Genomic DNA, 21732 nt, shown 5'->3' with positions numbered 1-21732 from the left:
TGAAAAGTGACGGAGACTCGAGGAGAAGGTACCAGTGGAGACCCAGAAAGATTGGGGAGGCGCGCGCAAAGCTCGACGTTCGCGTCAGACACCCAAAAGTGGAAGTCTCCGTTGAGTACGTCCGCGCGCACTGACTCTTAACGAACGTGGTCATTGCCTCATTTTTGACGTTTGAAGCAACTAGAATTCCAGACTTCATCGTTTTGTCCTCTTTTTGCTGGGCGTCGTCGCTGTTGTCTCTTCAATGCAGCCGGGCCCCCATCTGCCTGACTCTGTGACGGGTAGATTCTCTCCCTGACTGCTCATCCTTGTGGTGATCTTCGCAATGTTTGACCAGGCCAGACGAGGCATGAAACGGCTCTACCTGCACGAGCGCAGCTATGGCAGCGATCTACACATCATCGAACCATCGGGGTCGGGCTCGGTCACTACCAAGAATCACTTGATTGGTGAGAGCGAAGAACCGCTCGATCATGTTGCAACCGCGTTAGGCGACCGAGTCTCACTCGAGCGGCCACTGCAGTTCCAGTGTCGCTTTCGTGCGGTGATCTGGTCTCGCTTGTCGGGAATGACAGCTTTGACCTTGCAGCGGCGAATCTCGCTGAGGGTGAAGCCGGTCGCGCGCGCCCGGGCGGCGATCATGGCGTCCGGGCGGGTCCGCGGGCGACCCGGCCCCAGTCGAGGGAGGGGCTGCTCAGCCTGGAGAAATCGATCGCACCGTCACTCTCCGGCGACCACGGCTCCCAGCACAGGACGCACGTCCGTTGCCGTCTTCGGCAGGTCCGCGGAGGTCTTCCAGTCCCGCTTCTCGCCCGCCTTCATCCCAGCCAGGGTTGTCACACCCCTCGCGTAGACACTACTCGTCTTCGCGTTCACCCAGCTGACCGAGACTACGACATCGCCCTCCTCACCCGCCGGGAGGGTGACCTGGCCCTCAGCCGTGACCGTCGTCCCCGGCTTCGTAGTGACCGAGGTCATCGTCGTCCCGGCGATCACACCCTTCCCCGACGGGATGCTCGGGATGGAACTCTGCTTCTCCTTCGCAGACGGTGCGGCCGACGAGGTGGGGGTCGCCGCCGGCTTCGCTCCGTCCGGGGCGGTGCAACCAACCAGGGCGACGGCGACCAGCGTCGTCACCAGGGTCGCCGCTGCCCGCGCCGCCCTTCCCCGTCCGAGCCCATTTTCGGAACCGCTCACGCCGTCGTCCTCCGACCGCGACGTCGGCTCGCCACCACTCCAACCACCCGAGCGCGAAGAGCAGCGCCGCCAGCGTAACCAGAGGTGCCGAGACACTTGCGCCGGTGTGGACGAGTCCGCCCCGCCTGGCGTCGCGGGTGGCACCGGAGGAACCGGGGGCACAGGAGGAACCTCGACAGTCACCGCCGCGGTTGACGACTCCGAGAGCACCGTATTGCCGTCCGGGTCCATTCCTGAGGCGCTGGCCGTGTTCGTCAGTGACGTGAGCACGAGGTCCGCCAGCTTCACCGTGTAGGTCGCAGTGCAGGCCACCACCTGGCCGGGCAGCAGCGTGGCCGCGGCCGCCGGGCAAGTGATCGGGCCGAGCGCGCCGGAGCCATTGAAGGTGCCCTCGACCGGCGTCACGTCGTGCATCGTGACGTTGCCCGTGTTCGTGATCGTGAACGTGTAGGTGACCACCTGGCCGACAGCGCCGATGGTGGCGCGGTCCGCGGTCTTCTCTAGCGACAGACCCGGCGAGGGTGACTCAGGGATACTCACCGACGACTCCGGGGACTCCGGGTCGGTGCCGTTGGCCGCCGTGCCCGTCGCGGTGGCCGCGTTGTCCACCTGCCCCTCATCGATATCTGCCTGGGTCAGGATGTACGTCGCCGTGCAGGTCAGCTGCGCACCAGGCGCGAGCGGGCTGGTGGGGCAGGTCGCTACCGGGGCGGTCCCAGTGCCAGAGAATGCCGTCTCTACGATCGCGATATCCGAGACAGTAACGTTGCCCGAGTTCGTCACGACGAACGAGTACGTGATCTGCTGGCCCGCCACGAACTGCTCCGGGCCGCTCGGCGTCGCCGACTTGACCAGGGTGAGGGCCGCGGCCGGCGTCGAGGTCACGGTCGCGCTCGACGCCGGCGAGACCACGGGGCCCGCTTGTGGGTCCTGGGCGGTCGCGGTCGCGATGTTGTCCACGGTCCCCGCATCCACGTCGGCCTGAGTTAGCACGTAATTCGCCGTGCAGGTCGCCTGGGCGCCCGGTGCGAGCGTGGCGGTCGGGCAGGTCGCGACGGGCGGCGTCCCAGTGCCGGTGAACGTAGTCTCAGCGATCGCGAGGGCACTGAGCGTCACAGTCCCGGTGTTGGTGACGAGGTACGAGTAGGTGACCGTGGAGCCCGCTGTGTTCGCAGTGGTCGGGCTGACCGACTTCGCAACGGTCAGCGACGAGGCCGTCGCCAGGGGCGTGTCCGTGTTCTGCGGGGAGGAGACGATCGGCGAGCCGGCCGATGGCGGCGTGCCCTCGGCGGTCGCCCCGTTCGCGACGTGGCCTGCGTCGATGTCCGCCTGGGTGATCGCGTAAACCGCCGTCCCGGTCACGGTCTGGCCCGGCTCAAGGATGTCAATGATCCCTGGCCACGCGTAGGCGACTGGGGCGAGCCCCGGCAGTGGGTCGTTAACGGTCACGTTCGAGAGGGTCACATTACCGGTGTTGGTCACTGCGAAGTTGTAGGTGATGAGGTCACCGACCTGTGCGGGCGTCCCAACGGCGGAGGCGTCCGCCGTCTTAGTCAGCTGGATGCCCGTCTCAACTGGGAGTGGGGTATCGGTGGCCGCCGGCGTAGACTCGACCGGAGCGCCACCCGGTGCATCCCCGCCAGCCGTCGCGGAGTTGGCCACGTGACCGGCGTCGATGTCGAACTGCTGGACAGCATAGGTCGCGGTCGCCGTGACTTCTTCACCCGGCGCGAGGACGCCGACGGCCCCCGGCCAGGTGTAGACGATCGTAGAGAGCCCGATTAGCGAATCCGTGATGGTGACACCGGTAAGCGTCACGGTTCCGGTGTTCTGCGCTGTGAAGTTGTAGGTGACCACGTCGCCGACTTGCGCCGGCGAGCCAATGCCCGTGGCTTCCGCCGTCTTGCCCAGAACGATCTGCGCGCCCTGGACGACCGGGGTCGTCGTGGTCGACGGCTCGGATGTTACCGGGCCACCGGTGGGTGGTGCCCCGGATGCCGTGGCCGAGTTCACGACCTGTCCAGCGTCGAGGTCAGCCTGGGTCAGCACGTAACTCGCCGTCGCGGTGGCCGTCTCGCCCGGGGCGAGCGTGCCGGCGGCACCCGGCCAGACGTAAACCGGCGTGGTCAGCCCGGCCAGCGCGTCGGTGATCGAGATGCCAGTCAGCGTCACGTTGCCATTGTTGACGATGGTGAATCCGTAGGCGAGGGTGTCACCGATCTGGGCTGGAGTCTGCAGGCCCGAGGCATCGGCGGTCTTCGCGATGGTGAGTCCTGGACCCGCGGGGAGCGGGGTGTCAGTGTCGGCCGGGCCCGCGGTGATCGGCGGTCCCGTCGGCGGGTCGGCCGCCGCGGTCGCGCTGTTCGCCCGGTGCCCGGCGTCGATGTCGTTCTGGGTGAGCGCGTAGGTGGCAGTCGCCGTCACCGTCTGGCCCGGGAGCAGCACGCCGTCGGTGCCCGGCCAGGAGTAGACCGGCGTGGACAGGCCCGGCAGCGGGTCGGTGATTGTCACGTCGTTGAGCGTGACGTTGCCGGAGTTCGTCGCGGTGAACGTGTACGTGATGATGTCGCCGGCCTGCGCGGGCGAGCTCAGCGCGGTCGTGTCCGCGGATTTGGAGAGATCGAGCAGCGGCTCCTGGTCGGCCGGGATCGTCACGCTCGACGGGGTGGAGGTAACTGGGCCGCCGGTGGGCGGCGTGCCGGACGCCGTTGCTTCGTTGATGAGGGTGCCGGTGTCAACGTCAGCCTGCAACAGCGTGTAGGTCGCGGTGCACGTCGCCTGCTCGTTCGGAGCGAGAGTGGTGGTGCCGCCGCAGTCGATCGGGCTGAGCGCGCCGGAGCCGGAGAAGGCCGTCTCGTTCACGCCGACACCGGTCAGCGTGACATTGCCGCTGTTGGTGATCACGAACGTGTAGGCAATCTGCTGGCCGACCACAAAGGAGGCCGCGTCGTTGGGCGTCGCCGACTTGGTGATCTGGATGGCCGGCGCGGCCGTCGGGGTGACCGTCGCGGTGGACGGCGACGACGTCACGACCGGCCCGATCGGCGGCGTGCCACTCGCGGTTGCGGTGTTGCTGATCGCCGCGCCGGAGTCCAGGTCGGCCTGGGTGACCGTGTAAGTCGCGGTACAGCCGACGCTCGCGCCCGGGGCGAGCGTGCCCGGCGGACAGGTGACCGTCGGTGGCGTGCCAGTGCCACTGAACGCGCCCTCAGCGACGGAGACGTTCGTGAGGTCTGCATCCCCGCTGTTGGTGACCTGGAAGGAGTAGGTCACGACCTGGCCGGCCGTGTCGACCGTGGTCGGGGAGGCGCTCTTGGCGAGGGTGATCGCCGGGGCGATGAAGTTCACGGTGGAGGTGCCGGGCAGCTGGACGCCGTTCGGGACGATGTTGCCAGGCCCGTTGGTGAACGCGCCACTGACCGGGGAGGTGACCGACACGGTCACGGTACAGGATGCTTGTCCTTGCGCCAGGTCGCCGCTCACGGACACCGCGGTCGCGCCGATTCCGCCCGTCACAGATCCGTTGGTGCAAGTGGTCGTCGGGGCGCCGGCGACGGTGAGCCCGGCGGGCAGGTTGTCGGTGAAGTCCCATCCCGGCTTGGCCCCCAGCTCGGAGGTGTTCGTGATGGTGAAGGTGAGCGTGGAAGTCCCGCCGGCGAGCACGGTCGTCGGACTGAACGACTTGTCCAGCTGCGGGTCATGTCGAGGACAGTGATGTTATCGACCGCACCGTCATTGCCGCCGCCAGTGCCGACGAGGTTGCGCAGTTCGAGACCCACTTGGTTGCCGGTCACAGCGACGGCGGCGTTCGTCGCGTAGGTGCCGTACCGGATGCCGCGGCCGTCGATGCTGATGACCGAGCCGCGCGGGTCGGTGCCCGCATTGATCGGTGCGCCCACCGCTGTGGTGTTGGCTCCATTGACGAAATAGAACTGGTACTGGGGCGGGTTGGAATTGTAGTTGTCGACCGCACCGTCGACACTGAAGCCAAGGTAGCGCTTGCCGGTGATAGCCGGCAGCGTGATCGGGGTGGTAGTGGCGAACTGGATGAGGTTCGCTCCCGGGTCGGCCGAGCCGCCGCTTCCGTTGTCGGTGTAAGCAGACAGTGAGTTGTTCGTGTTCGGGTTCGCCACGCCGCGAAGCTGGCCGAGGGCACGGGACAGCGTGCGCAGCCGGTCGGTGATAACACCGCAGTTTGGGGCGTTGCCGACGGAGAAGCCGTTCAGCACGACGCCGTTGCAGTTGATGAGCCACGGCGGGTCAGCGGTGTAGCTCAGCCCGCTCGCGCTGGTGTAGGACGTGAGGAGGTTCATCGAGCCACTGACGGTGTTCTCGAAGTCCTCGTTGTAGATCACGGTGGGTGCCTGCGGCGTCCCAGGGGTTCCGGGGGCCGCCGAGGCTAGTGACACCGGTCCCACGGGCGCGGCGATGGCAACGACCGCCGCGGTCGCACCGAGCGCGGCGGCGGTGGCGAAGGCCAGTGCGCGCCGCCGGATTTGACGGGGCTGTGTCTTCGGTTTCGATTTGACCCACATGATGCCCGAGAATAGCGGCAATCCGGCTGGAAAGAAATACCGAATGCGATGTGAGTTGCCGAATTGTCACTTCGCCGCGGGCGAAATGACAATTCGGCACCAGCGGATCTGTGCGGGGCTGGGAGCGGCAGCACAGGGGCGGGATCCGCGCAGCTACTGCGCGATCACCTCATTGGAGCGCGTGTTCAGCGCAACACCCTTCGGATCCTTCACGAGCGACACCGCCACCAGCGAGATGATCGTGACGCCGAGGATGTACAGGCCGATGGTCCACGACTGGCCCGTCGACTTGAACACCAGGTCAGCAATCATCGGGGCGAAGGCACCGCCAAAGATCGCACCGATCGCGTAGCCAATCGAGACACCCGAGTAGCGCACATCAGCGGGGAACATCTCCGCGTATAGCGCCGCCTGGGGTCCGTACGAGAGACCGAGACCAACCGTCATCAGGAACAGTGCGAGGAAGTACATGAAGATGTCGCCGGTATCGATCAAGAACCACATCGGCACCGCCCACAGACCGAGCAGTACATAGCCAATCTGGAAGGTGCGCACGCGCCCGATGCGATCCGAGAGAATGCCCCATAGAGGGTGAAGCCGAGCCAACCAAACGACGCGAGGGTTGTCGCGAGCAGCACGGGCGGGCGCTCAAGCCCGAGGCCACCCTCGGCAGTGGGTCGCGTGGCGTAGGCCGCGAAGAACGCAATCAGCAAGTATCCGGCTGCGTTGTTCGCGATGAAGATCAGGGCCGCCTGAATGACCTGCTTGGCGTGCTTTGCAAAGAGTGTCTTGAGGGGCGTTGCCGACTCACCCTTGCGTTGCTGTAGCTCTTTGAAGATCGGCGACTCCTCAACGGCCCGGCGAATGAAGTAGCCAACAATAATCAGCACAATCGAGAACAGGAACGGTATGCGCCAACCCCAGCTCAGAAACTGCTCCTCGGTGAGCACGGTGGTGATGACCCACATCGTTGCCGTGGCGAGGATCATGCCCGTGGGCACACCGATCTGCGGGTAAGCGCCGAAGAATCCGCGCTTGTTCACGGGAGCGTGCTCCACAGACATCAGCGCAGCACCACCCCACTCACCACCAGCAGAGAAGCCCTGCAACACACGGAGCAGAATCAGCAGCACGGGTGCGGCGATCCCGATCTGCGCGTACGTGGGAAGCACGCCGATCAGCGCCGTCGCGATCCCCATGAGAATCAAGGTCAGCACCAGCATGCGCTTACGACCGAGTTTGTCGCCGAGGTGACCCGCGACGATCGCACCGAGCGGGCGAAAGAGGAAGGAGATGCCGAGGGAGGCCCAGGCAACGATCTGCCCGACGGTCTCACCTGCGGGTGCGAAGTAGAGCGTCGCGAAGACCGCACCCGCGGCCTGCGCGTAAATAAAGAAGTCGTACCACTCGATGGTGGTGCCAACGACGGTGCCCGCGAGCACTCTGCGCTGTTCTGTTCGCCTGTCGACGGTCGTCAGTGTTTCAGCAGTCATATGAACTCCGTTGTTCTGCGGTTGCTTGGCCTATCTTGCCGAACGTTCGGCAAGTAAAGAAGCTTACACGATTCGCCAGATATTGCACGCGCGGGGTCGCGCACAGCACATCACTCGACCTGGCCAGTGTTTGCGTCGAGCAACCCGTCCGTCTATCCTGAGATGAATTACCGAACGATCAGTCACTAAATCGACTGACGCGGCAGACATGGAGGTCTATCGCCTATGCCCGAGGCATTTCTCGTAGATGGTGTTCGTACGCCCGTCGGTCGTTATGGGGTGCGCTCGCGGGCGTTCGGCCAGACGATCTCGCAGCCCTCGTGCTGCGCGCCCTCGTTGAACGGACCGATGTTCCGGCCGACGCGCTCGACGAGGTCATCTTCGGGGCCGCGAACCAGGCCGGTGAAGACAACCGCAACGTGGCCCGCATGGCCACACTGCTCGCGGGTCTCCCCGACTCGCTGCCCGGCTATACCGTGAATCGCCTCTGCGCCTCGGGAATGACGGCGGTTGCCAACGCCTCACAGGCAATCCGCGCGGGAGACGCCGAGCTGATCCTCGCGGGTGGAGTTGAATCGATGACCCGCGCCCCCTGGGTGCAAGAGAAGCCGGGCAAGGCGTGGGCGAAGCCGGGCGCACAGTTCGACACTTCGATCGGTTGGCGCTTTACCAACCCCGAGTTTCTGAAGCGCGACAAGGCGACGTTCTCGATGCCCGAGACCGCAGAAGAGGTCGCCCGCGTCGACAATATCTCGCGCGAAGACGCCGACGCCTTCGCCGCCGAGAGCCACCGTCGCGCAATCGCCGCTATCGAAGCGGGGCACTTTCGTGACGAGATCGTGCCCGTCGAGGCGCCCGCGGGTCGCGGCAAAACAACAATTGTCGACACCGACGAGGGCCCCCGCCCCGGCACAACCTCCGAGGTGCTCGCGGGCCTGCGCCCGGTGGTCGCGGGCGGCTCGGTCGTCACGGCGGGCAATGCTTCCTCGCTCAACGACGGCGCCTCCGCCCTGCTCGTTGCGAGCGGGGCGGCCGTCAAGAAGTACGGCCTGAGGGCGCGGGCGAGGATCGTGACCAGCGTTTCGGCAGCGCTCGCCCCCGAGGTCATGGGCCTCGGCCCAGTGCCAGCAACCGAGAAAGCACTCGAACGCGCAGGTCTCTCAGCCGCAGACCTCAGCTCCATCGAGATCAACGAGGCCTTCGCAACCCAGTCACTCGCGTCGATCCGACGCCTCGGGCTTGATCCCGCGATCGTCAATGCCAACGGCGGTGCCATCGCCCTCGGCCACCCACTCGGATCCTCCGGCTCCCGGCTGCTCGTCACGTTGCTCGGCCGTATGGAGCGCGAGGGATCACGCTACGGGCTCGCCACCATGTGCGTCGGCGTGGGCCAGGGAACCGCAACGATTATCGAACGGGTCGAGCCGTGAGCGGCGAGAGCAGCGCCGCAACGTGCTCCGCCCTGCGCGTCGAGGATCGCGGCACCCACGTGCTCGCCACCCTCAACCGCCCCGAAAAGCGCAACGCGATCGACCAAGACCTGATCGACGCCCTGCACGCGATGTGCGCACAGCTTGAGTCGACCCCGCAGACACTCGTGCTGCGCGGCGAGGGCGGCACGTTTGCGGCGGGGGCCGACATCGCCCAGTTGCGGGAGCGCCGCGCAGCTGACGCAAAAGCCGGCATCAACACCCGCGCCTTCATGCGCATCAACGCGTTGCCCATGCCCGTGATCGCGGTGCTCGACGGCTACGCCCTCGGCGGTGGAGCCGAACTCGCCTACGCAGCCGACATTCGCGTCGGCACGCAGACGCTGAAGATTGGTAACCCCGAAACAGGACTCGGGATCATCGCTGCAGCGGGTGCGACCTGGCGGCTGCGTGAGCTGGTGGGTGAGCCGCTCGCGGCCGAGATCCTGTTGGCTGGGCGGATCCTCGATGCCCCCGAGGCCCTCGCGGCTGGCCTAATTACTCACCTGCACGATGACGGCGAGGCTGCCCTGGCGACGGCCGAGAAGATCGCGGATCGCATCGCGAGGCTTGATCCCGCCGCAACCCAGGCCTCGAAGCGTGTGCTGCGCGCACCGCGCGCGGACCACCCGCAGGTCGATCTCGACGAGCAGTCCGTGCTCTTCGAGAGCCCCGAAAAGATGCGACGCATGACGGAATTTCTTGAGCGAAAGCAGGCGAAATGACGACCACACCACTTCCGGTGCCAGCCACTGCAGAAGACACCGTCCCCTCGCGCGTCGGCGTGCTCGGCGGCGGGCGCATGGGCGGCGGGATCGCCCACGCCTTCCTCATTTCGGGTGCGTACGTGGTGGTGGTTGAGCGCGATGTCGCCTCGGCCGACGCCGCCCGCGAGCGCATCGAGCAGAGCATCGACGCCTCAATCGCGCGGGGTCTTGACGCCGACGGGGCCCAACTCAAGCAGAACCTCACGGTCGCCACGAGCGTCACCGCGTTCGGCGCGTGCCGCCTAGTTATTGAAGCCGTACCCGAGTCTCTCGACCTCAAGATTGAGGCACTCAGCAACATTGAACAGCAGCTGCCGGGTGACGCCATCATCGCTTCAAACACGTCGTCGATCCCGCTCTCGCAGCTCGCCGAGGCTCTGGATCGGCCAGAACGCTTCATCGGCTTGCACTTCTTTAACCCGGTGCCGGCCTCCTCGCTGATTGAGGTTGTCGTGTGCGAGCTGACGGATCCCGAACTGCCCGAGATCGCACGGGAGTGGGTGCGCGCGCTCGGCAAGACCCCGATTACCGTGAATGATGCGCCGGGATTTGCATCAAGCCGCCTCGGTGTCGCGCTCGCGCTCGAGGCGATTCGCATGGTCGAGCAGGGTGTTGCGAGTGCCGCAGACATTGACCTGGCCATGGAACTCGGCTACCGTCACCCGACCGGACCACTGCGCACCACCGACATCGTTGGGCTCGATGTGCGACTCGGCATCGCCGAGCAGCTTGAGCACGATCTCGGCCCCAACTTTACGCCCCCGCAGCTGCTGCGCGACATGGTCGCCGAGGGCAAACTCGGTCGCAAGAGCGGCCAAGGTTTCTACGACTGGAATAAGTAAAAGGAGTCAACGCGATGACGCGCACACTACAGAGTTACGTTCAAGATGCCTGGTGGAGCCCCGCCGCGGACGCCGCCGGCACAGTGGTGAAAGACGCCGTCACCGGCGAGGCCGTCGCGCTGGTTTCGAGCGAGGGGCTGGATCTAGCCGCCGCTATGGAGCACGCTCGCACCGTCGGCCAGAAGAGCCTCGGCGCGCTCACCTTCCACCAGCGCGCCGTGATCTTGAAGCAGCTCGCCCTCGCGCTCACCGAGCGCAAGAAGGAGCTCTACGCGCTCTCCACCCACACGGGCGCGACGAAGGGTGACTCGTGGGTCGACATCGACGGCGGCATTGGGGTGCTGTTCACCTACTCCGGCAAGGGTCGCCGCGAATTGCCCAACTCGAAGGTGCAGCTCGACGGCCCGGTTGAGCCGCTGTCGAAGGACGGCTCGTTTATCGGCCGTCACATTCGCACCACCCTCCCCGGTGTGGTGGTGCAGATTAACGCCTTCAACTTTCCGGTGTGGGGTTCGCTCGAAAAGTTCGCACCGGCTTTCCTCGCCGGTATGCCGACCATCGTGAAGCCCGCCACCCCCGGCGCCTACGTCACCGAGCAGATGGTGCGCATCATGATCGAGTCGGGGCTGCTGCCAGCCGGTGCGCTGCAACTGGTGTCGGGATCGGTGCGCGACGTGTTCGACCACGCGCTCCTCGGCGACGTGGTGGCATTCACGGGCTCAGCTTCGACAGCCGAGGCACTGCGCCGCCATGATGCCGTGCAGACGGGCGGCGTGATCTTCGGTGCCGAAACCGACTCGATCAACGCCTCCGTGCTCGGACCCGACGCGGTGCCCGGCACCCCGAGTTCGAGGCCTACGTGCGCCAACTCGTCACCGAGATGACCACCAAGGCAGGCCAGAAGTGCACCGCGATTCGCCGCGCCATCGTGCCCGCGGCGAGCGCCGATGCGCTGGTCGAGGCGGTTCGTGATCGCATCGCCTCAAAGGTGGTTATTGGTGATCCGCGCGAGGAGGGCGTCACGATGGGGTCGCTCGCCTCGGTGGAACAGCGCGACGAGGTGCTGCGCCAGGTGGAAAAGCTCGTTGACGGTGGCGGCCGGATTGTGCTCGGTGCGGGCCAGGTTGCGGGCCTCGACACAGCGTTCCTTGACCCGATCCTGCTCCGTTTCGACGATCCCTATGCCCCTCGCGTGCACGATACCGAAGCGTTCGGACCGGTGTCGTCGATCATCACGTACGACACCCCCGAACAGGCGGCCGACCTCGTGGTGCGCGGCGGCGGATCCCTCGTGACGAGCCTCGCTTCTGCCGACCCCGAATTTGTTGCGACACTCACCGTGCGCGCAGCCTCGGCGAACGGACGCATGCTCGTACTCGACCGTACCGACGCGCGCAGCTCGACCGGCCACGGTTCGCCCCTGCCGAACCTCGTGCACGGCGGCCCCGGTCGTGCCGGTGGCGGCGAAGAGCTCGGCGGTGTGCGCAGTGTGTTCCACTACATGCAGCGCACCGCGATCCAGGGCAGCCCCGAGGCGCTCACCGCGATCACGGGCGTGTGGCACGCGGGGGCCGCGACGCGCTCTGATGCTCATCCGTTCCGCAAGTCCCTGCAAGAACTGCACGTTGGCGATCAGGTGCTGTCGGACGAGCGCGAGGTCACTCTCGACGACATCACACACTTCGCAGAGTTCACGGGCGACACCTTCTACGCCCACATGGACGAGGAGGCCGCCGCGGCGAACCCCTTCTTCCCTGGGCGCGTCGCTCACGGGTACCTCCTGCTGTCGTTCGCCGCTGGCCTGTTTGTGTCGCCGGAGCCGGGGCCCGTGCTCGCAAACTACGGGCTCGAGAATCTGCGCTTCATCACCCCGGTATCGCCAGGGGACCGAGTTCGGGTCGCACTCACCGCAAAGCAGATCATTCCGCGAGAGACCGACGACTACGGCGAGGTGCACTGGGACGCGGTGCTCAAGAACCAGAACGACGAGGTCGTGGCGACCTACGACGTCCTCACTCTGGTCTCGAAGACGCCGTAGGGTATGGTGCCGGGCGCGTTCCATCACTCGCCCGGCCCGAGTCAGCCCCGCCCGCCACGGAATACTGCTGGCGCAGGGGTTATTGCTGGCCGAAGGGCGGGGCTGAACAAAGTCGGTTGCCCTACCGCCGCGACACCGCCACCTGCCCGGTGCGCTCACGAATCTCAGTTGCGACGCGGATCGCGTCACCCTCGGGCGCATCAGACTTCGAGTCGGGGCGCACAGCGAACAGGTAGATCAGCCCAACAATCACCACGACGCCAAGGCCGAGGTGCACGACGTAGTCCTCGAAGAAGCTGCCGCTGCTGCCCGGGGTCGCCAGGATCACGAAGGCGAAGATGCCGTACGCGAGCGCAACGATGTTCGCCGCAAAACCGAACCGCCCCAGCGAGAACGGACCAGCAGGGCGCCAGCCCTTGAAACGCTGCCTGAGCGCCGCGAGCACCACCATCTGGAACGCAACGTAGATGCCGAGAATCGCGAACGACGTAATCGGCACCAGCAGGTTCTCGTTCAAGAAGATCAGCAGGCAGAACAGCGCAGGGATCGTGCACGCCACGACCAGCGCGTTGTTTGGCACCTTACTCGTCGGCGACACCTTCGAGAGCCAGCGGTGACCGGGCAGCATGCCGTCGCGCGCAAACGAGAAGATGAGTCGGCTCGCGGCGGCCTGCAGGCTGAGCACACACGAAATGAACGCGAGTAGCGCGACCACCAAGAAAATCTTGGCGCCGACAGCACCCAGGGTGGACTCAAGAATGGCGGGGATCGGATCCTCAACCTCACCGTTGACGATCTGCTGCAGGTTTGGGGCCGCCAGCACGTACCCGGCAAACGAGAACAGCGCCGAAACGCCACCAACGAGGATGGTCAGTTGCATCGCGCGCGGGATCCGTCTCGCTGGGTTCGAGACCTCCTCAGCGACGTCACCGCACGCCTCAAAACCGTAGAACAAAAAGAGACCCGCAATAGCGGCCGCGAAGAACGCCGGAACGTAGCTGCCGTCACCCTGCACACCCATCGAGTCGAAGAACACTCCGAAGTCGTTTTTGCGCTGGAAGATTAGCAGGTAGAGGCCAACCCCGATCACACCGATGAGCTCTGCAAAGAGCCCGAGGCGGGCGATGCGTGCGAGCCAGGCGGTGCCGGTGAAGTTGATCCCGAGCGCAAGCAGCAAGAACCCAAGCGCAATGAGCAGCGTGAGGGCCGGGGTCAACTCAATGTTGAACAGGCTCGCAAAGAAGCCCGTGCCGAACTCGGCAACCGCGGTGATGGTCACCACCATGGCCCAGATGTAGACCCAGGCGGCCATCCACGCGTAGCGCCTGCCCCACAGCCGTCGCGCCCAGGGATACACGCCGCCATGAATGGGGTACTGCGACACCACCTCGCCAAACACAAGCGAGACGAGCAACTGACCGCACGCGACGATCACGATCCACCAGATCGAGGGCGGCCCGCCAGTGGTCAGCGCGACCGCAAAGAGCGAATACACCCCAACAAGCGGCGACAAATACGTGAAGCCGAGGGCAAAGTTGCCCCAAAGACTCATGGATCGGCTAAACGAGTCCTCGTAGCCGAGAACCGCGAGGTGTTCGCCGTCGTCCAAGTGATCGGGAAGTGGTGATCTTGTAGACACGGAGGGTGCCCTTTCTCATCATCTTTGACAAAAGTGGGCGGCCCCAATGCCACCCGCAAGGCACAAGCTTAGCGAGCTACCGGAAGTCCCGCGTCTCGTTCACACGCAGGCCCGTGCGCACGTAGCCGAGCACAGCCACAGAGAGTTCCTCAGGCGAATCGGGGCCGTCCGGGCGATACCACTCAACGAGCGAGTTCACGAGACCAAAGGTGAAGCGGGCGGCAAGCCCCGGATCCAAATCGTCGCGCAGCGAACCCTCTGCCCGTGCGGCCTCAAACATCTTGCGCAGACGCCCCGTGAGCTTCCTCCGTCGTTTGAGCGCACGCAACTCAACGTCAGAGTTGCCGTGCAGGCGCAGCAGCAATGTCAGATACTGCTGCTTCGCACAGGCCACCTGAACGGCCTCCAACACCACATAGCGAATCTGCAGCACAGCGTCGCCCGACTGCGCCTCAGCTTCATCGAAGACCCGTTCAAGCTCACCGAGCACTCGCTCAAGCGCAATCTCAAGCATCTCCGCTTTCGAGGCAAAATGGTGGTACACGGCCGACTTCGATAACCCCAACCGATCAGCAATCATGCCGAGCGAGGAGGCGTCGTAGCCGTGGTCGGTGAACACCTGCACGATCACCTCGAGCATGCTGTTTTGATCGTGCCCAGGGCGACCGCGACGGGGAGACACAGCAGAACTCTCTGACACTCGCGACCTCTCCCTTGGGCAAACGGCCGAACCGGCCTACCGAAGATCGTACAGCCGCTTGAGCTTTCCCTCCGAACGTGGCAGTGATCCCACGCCCACGAGTTCCGCACCGATCGTCGTGCCAGCGCGGTCCTTCACTCGCTTCTGCATCAGTTTCAGCGCCGCCTCTGCCTCAGAGGTGGTCGCGGCAGGATCCGGCTCGATCTTCATGGTGAGGTGGTCCATCGTGCCGCGCTTCGACAGTTCCAGAATGAAGTGGCTCGTCAGGTGCGGGATCTCACACGCGATCTCCTCGATCTGCGTTGGGAAGAGGTTGACGCCTCGCAAGATAATCATGTCGTCGTTGCGCCCCGTGATCTTGGCGATCCGGCGGTGCGCGGGCCGCGCCGTGCCCTGGTGCAGCGAGGTCAGATCGCGGGTGCGGTAGCGGATCATCGGGAAGGCTTCTTTGGTGAGCGTCGTGAACACGAGTTCACCCTGCTCACCGTCGGCAACCTGGCGCAGATCCTCGTCAATAATCTCGGGCAAAAAGTGGTCCTCCCAGATGTGGGGGCCGTCCTGCGTCTCGACGCACTCGTTGCCAACACCCGGCCCCATCATCTCGGACAGGCCGTAAATGTCGACGGCCTTGATGTCGAGCCGATCCTCAAGCTCGCGCCGCATGCTCTCGGTCCACGGTTCTGCCCCGCAGATTGCTACCTTGAGGCTGGAGGCGCGCGGATCCAACCCCGCCTTTTCGAACGCGTCGGCGATGGTCAGCAGATAGCTCGGCGTGCACATGATGGCGTCGGGGCGGAAATCATGGATCAGCTGCACCTGCTTTTCAGTCTGCCCGCCCGACATAGGCACCACGGTGCAGCCGAGCCGCTCGATGCCCGCGTGGGCACCGAGTCCTCCCGTGAACAGGCCGTAGCCGTAGGCGTTGTGCACCATCCAGCCGGGCCGCACACCCGCTGCGTACAGTGAGCGTGCGATCAGGTCAGCCCAGTTCTCCAGGTCTTGATCGGTGTACCCAACGACCGTTAGGCGACCGGTGGTGCCCGACGACGCGTGGATGCGCCGCACCTGATCCATCGGCACCGCAAACAGACCGAAGGGGTAGTTCTGCCGCAGATCGTCTTTGGTGGTGAATGGCAAACGCTCAATGTCTGCCAGGGCGCGAATGTCGTCGGGGTGTACACCGTGCTGGTCAAACTTGTTCTTGTAGAAGGGAACGTTCTCGTAGGCGTGGCGTACGGTCCGCTGCAGACGCTCGAGCTGCAGTGCTTCGAGTTCCTCGCGGGTGAGTCGTTCTTCGGGGTGCAGACCGAGCTCGGCAGTGAGTGTGGCGGTTTCAGACATTGTGCTCCTTTGCGGTGAAGGGTTGGGGATCGCCGAACGGCCCGGGCTCAGACCGCTGTCGGCAGTGGGTTGTTGGTGGCGAAGGATCGACCGCGGAACTCCGCGATCACCTGGTCGTTTTGATCGACCACCGTAATGTCGTAGAGTCCGTTGCGACCGGAGAGCCAGCGGCGCACCGCAGTCGCGGTGAGCGTGTCACCGGATCGGCTCGCGCGTGTGAAGGTGATGTCGACGCCGGAGGCGACGACGGCGTTTGCGCCCTCGTTGCAGGCGTAGGCGAACGCGGTGTCCGCGAGGGTGAAGACCATACCGCCGTGTGTGATGCCGAAACCGTTGACCATGTCGTCGCGAACCCGCATGGTGAGCACAGCACGCCCGCGCTCAAGCTCGTCGATGCTGATGCCGAACGCCTTTTTTGCGGTGTCGGTGCGCAGCATTGCTGTTGCAGACCAAGTGGGATCGAGCTCGATGCGATCCTCGATGCTGTTTTGTTCTGTCAGGTTCGTCGTTGAACTCATCTGCGCTCCGTTGCGTTAGTCGGTCGTGGATTCCGCGTTCTTTGCGGATGCCTCCGAAGTGTGTTTATACTAACTGAATGATCGGTAAGTAATTACTTCTCCGAGACTCTACCACTAGTTTCGCGGCTCCGGGAGAGCCACAGCACGCAAGAACTGATGCAAGGAGGCAACAGATGGCGACAACCGAGCAAGAAGAGCAGGCCAACTTTGACGCGCTCATTGAGGCAGATCAGCGCATTGAGCCGCGCGACTGGATGCCTGAGAAGTACCGCAAAACGCTGATCCGTCAGATCTCGCAGCACGGGCATTCCGAAATTATCGGCATGCAGCCTGAGGCGAACTGGATCACGCGCGCGCCAAGCCTGAAGCGCAAGGCGATCCTCATTGCCAAGGTGCAAGACGAAGCCGGACACGGGTTGTATCTGTATTCCGCCGCACAGACGCTCGGCATCACGCGCGAAGAGATGACCGACGCGCTGATCGCGGGCAAGGCCCGCTACTCCTCCATCTTCAACTACCACACGCCCACCTGGGCCGACATGGGCGCGATCGGCTGGCTGGTCGACGGCGCCGCGATCTGCAACCAGGTGCCGCTGTGCCGCGCCTCCTACGGCCCCTACGGTCGCGCGATGGTGCGCATCTGCAAAGAGGAGTCATTCCATCAGCGGCAGGGCTTCGAGATTCTCTACGAGCTCTCACACGGCACCCCCGAGCAGAAACAGATGGCGCAGGAATCGGTCAACCGCTGGTACTGGCCCGCGCTCATGATGTTCGGGCCAAGCGATGACGCCTCACCCAACTCGGCGCAGTCGATGGCGTGGAAGATCAAGCGCTTCTCAAACGACGAGCTGCGCCAGCGCTTCGTCGGCATGTGTGTGCCGCAGTTTGAGGCGCTGGGCCTTGAGTGCCCCGACAAGGATCTGCGCTACGACGAAGAAAAGGGCGAGTGGATCATCGGAGAGATCGACTGGGACGAGTTCTACGCCGTGCTCGACGGTCGTGGGCCGGCTAACGCCGAGCGCCTGCGCAACCGTCGCGAGGCCCACGAAAACGGTGCGTGGGTGCGCGAGGCCGCGGTCGAGTACGCCCGCAAGCAGCGGGAGCGCAGCCGCTTCGCGGCGTGAGGCTCGCGGCCTAGCCCTAGCCCTAGCCCAAACCCTAGCGAGAGCGCATTTTTACAGGTTTTTTCGCTCGTAAATCATGCAAAATTGAGCTCTCGCGCACAATGACACTTAGACAACGAAACTTAAAGGAGACGAAGATGTCGACACCCGGTGAAAAGGGTAACGAAGCCTGGCCGCTGTGGGAGGTGTTTATCCGCGCGAATCGCGGACTGAGCCACGTGCACGCGGGATCACTGCACGCCCCGACGAAGAGATGGCCCTGCGCAACGCGCGCGATCTGTACACTCGCCGCAACGAGGGCGTCTCAATCTGGGTGGTTCCCGCCGCCGCGATCACCACAAGCGACCCCGATTCGAAGGGTGTGTTCTTCGAGTCGCCAGCGGGCAAGAACTACCGGCACGCTGTGTACTACACGCTTGCCGAGGGGTGAAGCACCTGTGAGCGCTGAAACCGCAATCGACACCGGCCACGGCGACGTCTCCGCACACGGCGACGTCTCCGTTGACGAACTGCGCCTCGCCGAGGAACTGCCCGGCGCGGGTGCCGTCGCAACCGCCGACGTTGCCGAGTACGCGCTACGCCTGGGTGACGACTCGCTGATCCTCTCCCAGCAACTCGGCTGGTGGGTCGCGAAGGCGCCCGAGCTTGAAGAGGACATGGCGCTGTCGAACATTACGCTCGACCTGCTCGGCCACGCCCGCGCGCTACTGCACTACGCGGGCACCGCGACGGGTCGCTCGGAAGACGACCTCGCATTCTGGCGCGACGAGCCCGAGTTTCGCAACTGCTGGCTGGTCGAGCAGCCGAACGGGCACTTTGGCGACACGATCGCGCGGCAGTTCATCTTCTCCGCCTACCAGGCTGAGCTCTATAAGACACTGCTCGGCAGCAGCGACCCCTCGCTGCAGGCGATCGCAGGCAAGGCCGAGCGTGAGGTGCGCTACCACCTGGATCACGCGGTTCAGTGGATCCTGCGCCTCGCGGGAGGCACCGAGGAGTCGCGCGGCAAGATCCTCGTGTCACTGCACGACTTGTGGCCCTACGTCGAAGAGCTCTTCGAAGACGACGAGCTCACCTCGCGACTCGACGGCGTCGCGGCGCAGCCCTCGACGCTGCGCGCTGGGTTTGACCGCACGGTCGCGACCGTGTTCGCAGAGGCGGCTATCGAGGTGCCCGAGGTGAAGCCCGCCTACGCGCGCGGCCGATCCGGCATCCACAGCACGCTACTCGGCCACCTGCTCACCGAGATGCAGTGGCTGCCGCGGCGCAATCCAGGGGCGAAGTGGTGACCATGACCGCTGTGCGCGCCGACAGCGCTGCGCGAGGGGTCGACTCGCCTCACGGCAACGGCCAGCCACACGGCGCCGATCAGCCACACGGTGCCGACCGCCCGCACCCTGACGCATCACTGCGGCCGACAGACCCCGCAGAGGCGCGGGTGTGGGATCTTGCCGCGCAGGTACTGGACCCCGAGGTGCCCGTGCTGACCATCGAGGATCTGGGGGTGCTGCGCACCGTGATCCTCAGCGAAAACGGGGTCGAGGTTGTGCTCACGCCAACCTATTCGGGCTGCCCCGCGATCGACCAAATGCGCGACGATGTCACAGCAAAACTGCACGAGGCTGGCTACAAGCAGGTCTGCGTCAGCACCACACTCTCCCCCGCTTGGACGACCGACTGGATGAGCGAAAACGGCAAACGTAAGCTCGAGGCCTACGGCATCGCGCCGCCAGATTTTCGCTCGGCTGCCAGGCGGGGCCCCGTGCTCGTGCCGCTCGCGGTGAAGTGCCCACGCTGCCACTCGACGCAGACCCGCGAGATCGCCCGCTTCGGGTCGACCTCGTGCAAGGCCCTCTACGAGTGCACCGCCTGCCTCGAACCGTTCGACTACTTCAAGGTTCACTGAGCGGCCCGCCCGCTATCCCGTTCCATCCAAAATTAGGGAGTTTCCATGGCTGCCATCAACCTCGGCGCAAAGAAGCGCGCGACGTTCCACGAGTTGCTCGTCGCAGAGGTGCGCCACCTCACCGACACGAGCGTTGAGGTCACCTTCGAGGTGCCCGCCGAGCTCGCCGAGCACTACGTCTACCTCGCGGGTCAATACCTCGCGCTACGCACGACGATCGACGGCGAAGACATTCGCCGCTCGTACTCGATCTGCCGCCCACCCTCCGACGGCCGTATCTCGGTCGCGATCAAGCGCGACCAGGGCGGGCTGTTCTCGACCTGGGCAAACGACACCCTCAAGGCGGGCGACACCCTGCAGGTGATGACTCCGCAGGGCGCGTTCACCTCGAACCTCGCCGAGCTCGACGGTCGCCACGTCGTCGGTATTGCCGCTGGGTCGGGCATCACCCCCATCATCACGATGGCGCATCGGGTGCTACTGCAGAGTGATACCAGCCGCTTCGATCTGCTGTTCACGAACAAGTCCTCACTCGACGTGATGTTTGTTGAGGAGCTCGCCGATCTGAAGGATCGCTTTCCGCAGCGCTTCGCGATCCACCACGTACTGTCGCGCGAGCAGCGCTCGGCGCCGATCATGTCGGGACGACTCGACGAGGAGCGACTGCGCACGATCCTGACCTCGGTCATTCCCGTTGGCATGGCCGACGAGTGGGTACTGTGCGGGCCGTTTGAGCTGGTGCAGCTGTGCCGGGACCTGCTGGCCGAGTACGGGGTTGAGCCCTCTCACGTGCGGTTTGAACTGTTCAGCACGGGTGAGCCGGGTGAGGCTCCGACGCGGGCGCGACCGGTTGAGATGCGGGCTGGCGAGAAGGCGGTGCGGATCGACTTCACGCTTGACGGCACGTCCGGCACGGTCGAGAGTCCGGTGAGTGCAAACGAGACAATCTTGAACGCGGCGCTTCGGGTGCGCGCCGACGTACCGTTTGCGTGCGCCGGTGGCGTGTGCGGCACCTGTCGGGCCCGCGTGGTCACCGGTTCGGTGTCGATGACCGAAAACTACGCGCTCGAGCCCGAAGAGATGGATCGCGGCTACGTGCTCACGTGCCAGTCGCACCCTCAGTCGGACCACGTTGTCGTCGATTACGACGCATAGCTCTTGGAGGGAATCATGATCAAGCTTTCCATCGCCGACGGCGTTGCCGAGGTGGTTCTTGACGCACCTGACCGACTGAACTCGCTCGGGCCTTCTGACCTGGCCGAGCTGGCCGCCGCCTACACCGAGGCCGAGCAGGCCGGGGTGCGCGCGCTGGTGCTGCGAGGTGAGGGTCGTGCGTTCTGCGCAGGGCGGGATATCTCGGGCGTGAACCCGCGCGAAGACGACGTGCTCGGGTACCTCGAGGGTCTCGTCGAACCGCTCATGAAGCAGATGAGTTCCTTCCCGGCACCCACGTTTGCCGTGGCGCACGGGGCTTGCCTCGGCGTCGGACTTGGCTTGCTCATCGCGACCGACGTTGTGTACGTCGCCGACTCGGCGAAGATCGGCAGTCCGTTTGCAAACCTCGGCGCGACACTTGACTCGGGCGGGCACGCGCTGTTCGTCGAGCGGCTCGGCGCACACCGCACGCTCGATCTCATCTACACGGGTCGCTTGATGTCGGGCTCCGAGGCCGTTGCCGCCGGGCTCTTCTCGCGCGCGTTTGCCGACGACGAGGTGCTCGCAGCGGCCCGCGCTGCTGCTGCCCAGGCGGCTGCCGGGGCGACTCAGGCATTCCTTGCGTCGAAGGCACTGGTCGCCGAGCTGCGGGATCGCCGCGTCGGACTGTGGTCGTCGATGTCCGAGGAGAATCGCGCCCAGGCCGCCCTCTGCGATACCGATGACTACCGAGAGGGCTTTGCGGCGTTCCAGGAGAAGCGGAGACCAGTGTTTGGCGGGGCGCTGCCTGACCTCGTCGCTGGCGACTGACGCCCACTAGCGGCAAGGTTGGTTACTGGAGGCAAGAACCCTCGCGCGTTGGTTTCCTTGCCGCCGGTTAGGATCCTTGCCTCTTGCCACCGTCACCACCGAGGAATAGCCACGGTGGAGTTCCAAACCCCGACTAAGGAAGAATGATCCCGTGAACGACAAGAATTGGGTTGCAGAAAACGGTTCGGGTGAACTCGC

At 65.0% G+C, this 21732-nt stretch carries 12 protein-coding genes and 4 pseudogenes; 10 read left to right on the top strand and 6 right to left on the bottom strand.

The window, feature by feature from the left end; all coding sequences use genetic code 11:
• Positions 1–720: 720 nt before the first annotated feature.
• Positions 721–4860, bottom strand: a complete 4140-nt coding sequence (locus tag G7066_RS01145; RefSeq protein ID WP_166328404.1) for a beta strand repeat-containing protein — start codon at positions 4858–4860, stop codon at positions 721–723.
• Between the two features lie 1025 nt (positions 4861–5885).
• Positions 5886–7225: pseudogene (locus tag G7066_RS01140) on the bottom strand (MFS transporter).
• 225 nt (positions 7226–7450) lie between these two features.
• On the opposite strand from G7066_RS01140, the pseudogene G7066_RS01135 reads away from it, so the two are divergent.
• The 4 genes and pseudogenes from G7066_RS01135 (at position 7451) to paaZ (ending at position 12341) form a co-directional block, all read left to right on the top strand.
• Positions 7451–8655, top strand: a pseudogene (locus G7066_RS01135) (thiolase family protein).
• A complete protein-coding gene (locus G7066_RS01130) occupies positions 8652–9419 on the top strand; it encodes an enoyl-CoA hydratase/isomerase family protein (RefSeq protein WP_166328402.1) in 768 nt (255 codons plus the stop codon). The pseudogene G7066_RS01135 and the gene G7066_RS01130 overlap by 4 nt, the downstream one beginning before the upstream one ends.
• Complete coding sequence (locus tag G7066_RS01125) at positions 9416–10303, top strand: 3-hydroxyacyl-CoA dehydrogenase family protein (protein WP_166328400.1); 888 nt, start codon at positions 9416–9418, stop codon at positions 10301–10303. Before G7066_RS01130 ends, G7066_RS01125 begins: the two co-directional genes overlap by 4 nt.
• 14 nt (positions 10304–10317) lie before the next feature.
• Positions 10318–12341 (top strand): annotated as a pseudogene (gene paaZ / locus G7066_RS01120) (phenylacetic acid degradation bifunctional protein PaaZ).
• Between the two features lie 121 nt (positions 12342–12462).
• On the opposite strand, the gene G7066_RS01115 reads toward paaZ, so the two are convergent.
• The 4 genes from G7066_RS01115 to paaI all read right to left on the bottom strand — a co-directional run bounded on the left by G7066_RS01115 (position 12463) and on the right by paaI (position 16539).
• Positions 12463–13980, bottom strand: coding sequence for an APC family permease (locus tag G7066_RS01115; protein WP_205881487.1), 1518 nt, complete (start codon positions 13978–13980; stop codon positions 12463–12465).
• A gap of 76 nt (positions 13981–14056) precedes the next feature.
• The gene (locus G7066_RS01110; RefSeq protein ID WP_244303129.1) at positions 14057–14662 is read right to left on the bottom strand and encodes a TetR/AcrR family transcriptional regulator; all 606 of its coding nucleotides are present in this window, start codon (positions 14660–14662) and stop codon (positions 14057–14059) included.
• A 54-nt stretch (positions 14663–14716) separates the two neighbouring features.
• On the bottom strand, positions 14717–16021 hold the full coding sequence (gene paaK / locus G7066_RS01105; RefSeq protein ID WP_166328398.1) for a phenylacetate--CoA ligase PaaK: 1305 nt from the start codon (positions 16019–16021) through the stop codon (positions 14717–14719).
• Between the two features lie 47 nt (positions 16022–16068).
• Positions 16069–16539: a hydroxyphenylacetyl-CoA thioesterase PaaI gene (gene paaI, locus G7066_RS01100; protein WP_166328396.1), complete on the bottom strand. Its 471-nt coding sequence runs from the start codon at positions 16537–16539 to the stop codon at positions 16069–16071.
• 173 nt (positions 16540–16712) lie between these two features.
• Between paaI and paaA the strand changes: the two genes are divergently transcribed.
• The 6 genes and pseudogenes from paaA to G7066_RS01070 all read left to right on the top strand — a co-directional run bounded on the left by paaA (position 16713) and on the right by G7066_RS01070 (position 21534).
• Positions 16713–17663, top strand: a complete 951-nt coding sequence (gene paaA, locus G7066_RS01095; protein WP_166328394.1) for a 1,2-phenylacetyl-CoA epoxidase subunit PaaA — start codon at positions 16713–16715, stop codon at positions 17661–17663.
• A 137-nt stretch (positions 17664–17800) separates the two neighbouring features.
• Positions 17801–18093, top strand: a pseudogene (paaB, locus tag G7066_RS01090) (1,2-phenylacetyl-CoA epoxidase subunit PaaB).
• A 7-nt stretch (positions 18094–18100) separates the two neighbouring features.
• On the top strand, positions 18101–18952 hold the full coding sequence (gene paaC, locus G7066_RS01085) for a 1,2-phenylacetyl-CoA epoxidase subunit PaaC (protein ID WP_244303126.1): 852 nt from the start codon (positions 18101–18103) through the stop codon (positions 18950–18952).
• Positions 18953–18954: 2 nt separating this feature from the next.
• Complete coding sequence (gene paaD / locus G7066_RS01080; RefSeq protein ID WP_166328392.1) at positions 18955–19569, top strand: 1,2-phenylacetyl-CoA epoxidase subunit PaaD; 615 nt, start codon at positions 18955–18957, stop codon at positions 19567–19569.
• A 45-nt stretch (positions 19570–19614) separates the two neighbouring features.
• A complete protein-coding gene (gene paaE / locus G7066_RS01075) occupies positions 19615–20724 on the top strand; it encodes a 1,2-phenylacetyl-CoA epoxidase subunit PaaE (RefSeq protein ID WP_166328390.1) in 1110 nt (369 codons plus the stop codon).
• A gap of 15 nt (positions 20725–20739) precedes the next feature.
• Positions 20740–21534: an enoyl-CoA hydratase/isomerase family protein gene (locus G7066_RS01070; protein WP_166328388.1), complete on the top strand. Its 795-nt coding sequence runs from the start codon at positions 20740–20742 to the stop codon at positions 21532–21534.
• Positions 21535–21732: the final 198 nt, after the last annotated feature.

It is taken from the genome of Leucobacter coleopterorum, assembly GCF_011382985.1.
Classification (GTDB): Bacteria; Actinomycetota; Actinomycetes; order Actinomycetales; family Microbacteriaceae; genus Leucobacter; species Leucobacter coleopterorum.
The sequence above is the reverse complement of the archived record's forward strand: the minus strand, read 5'-3'. Positions and strand labels throughout refer to the sequence as shown.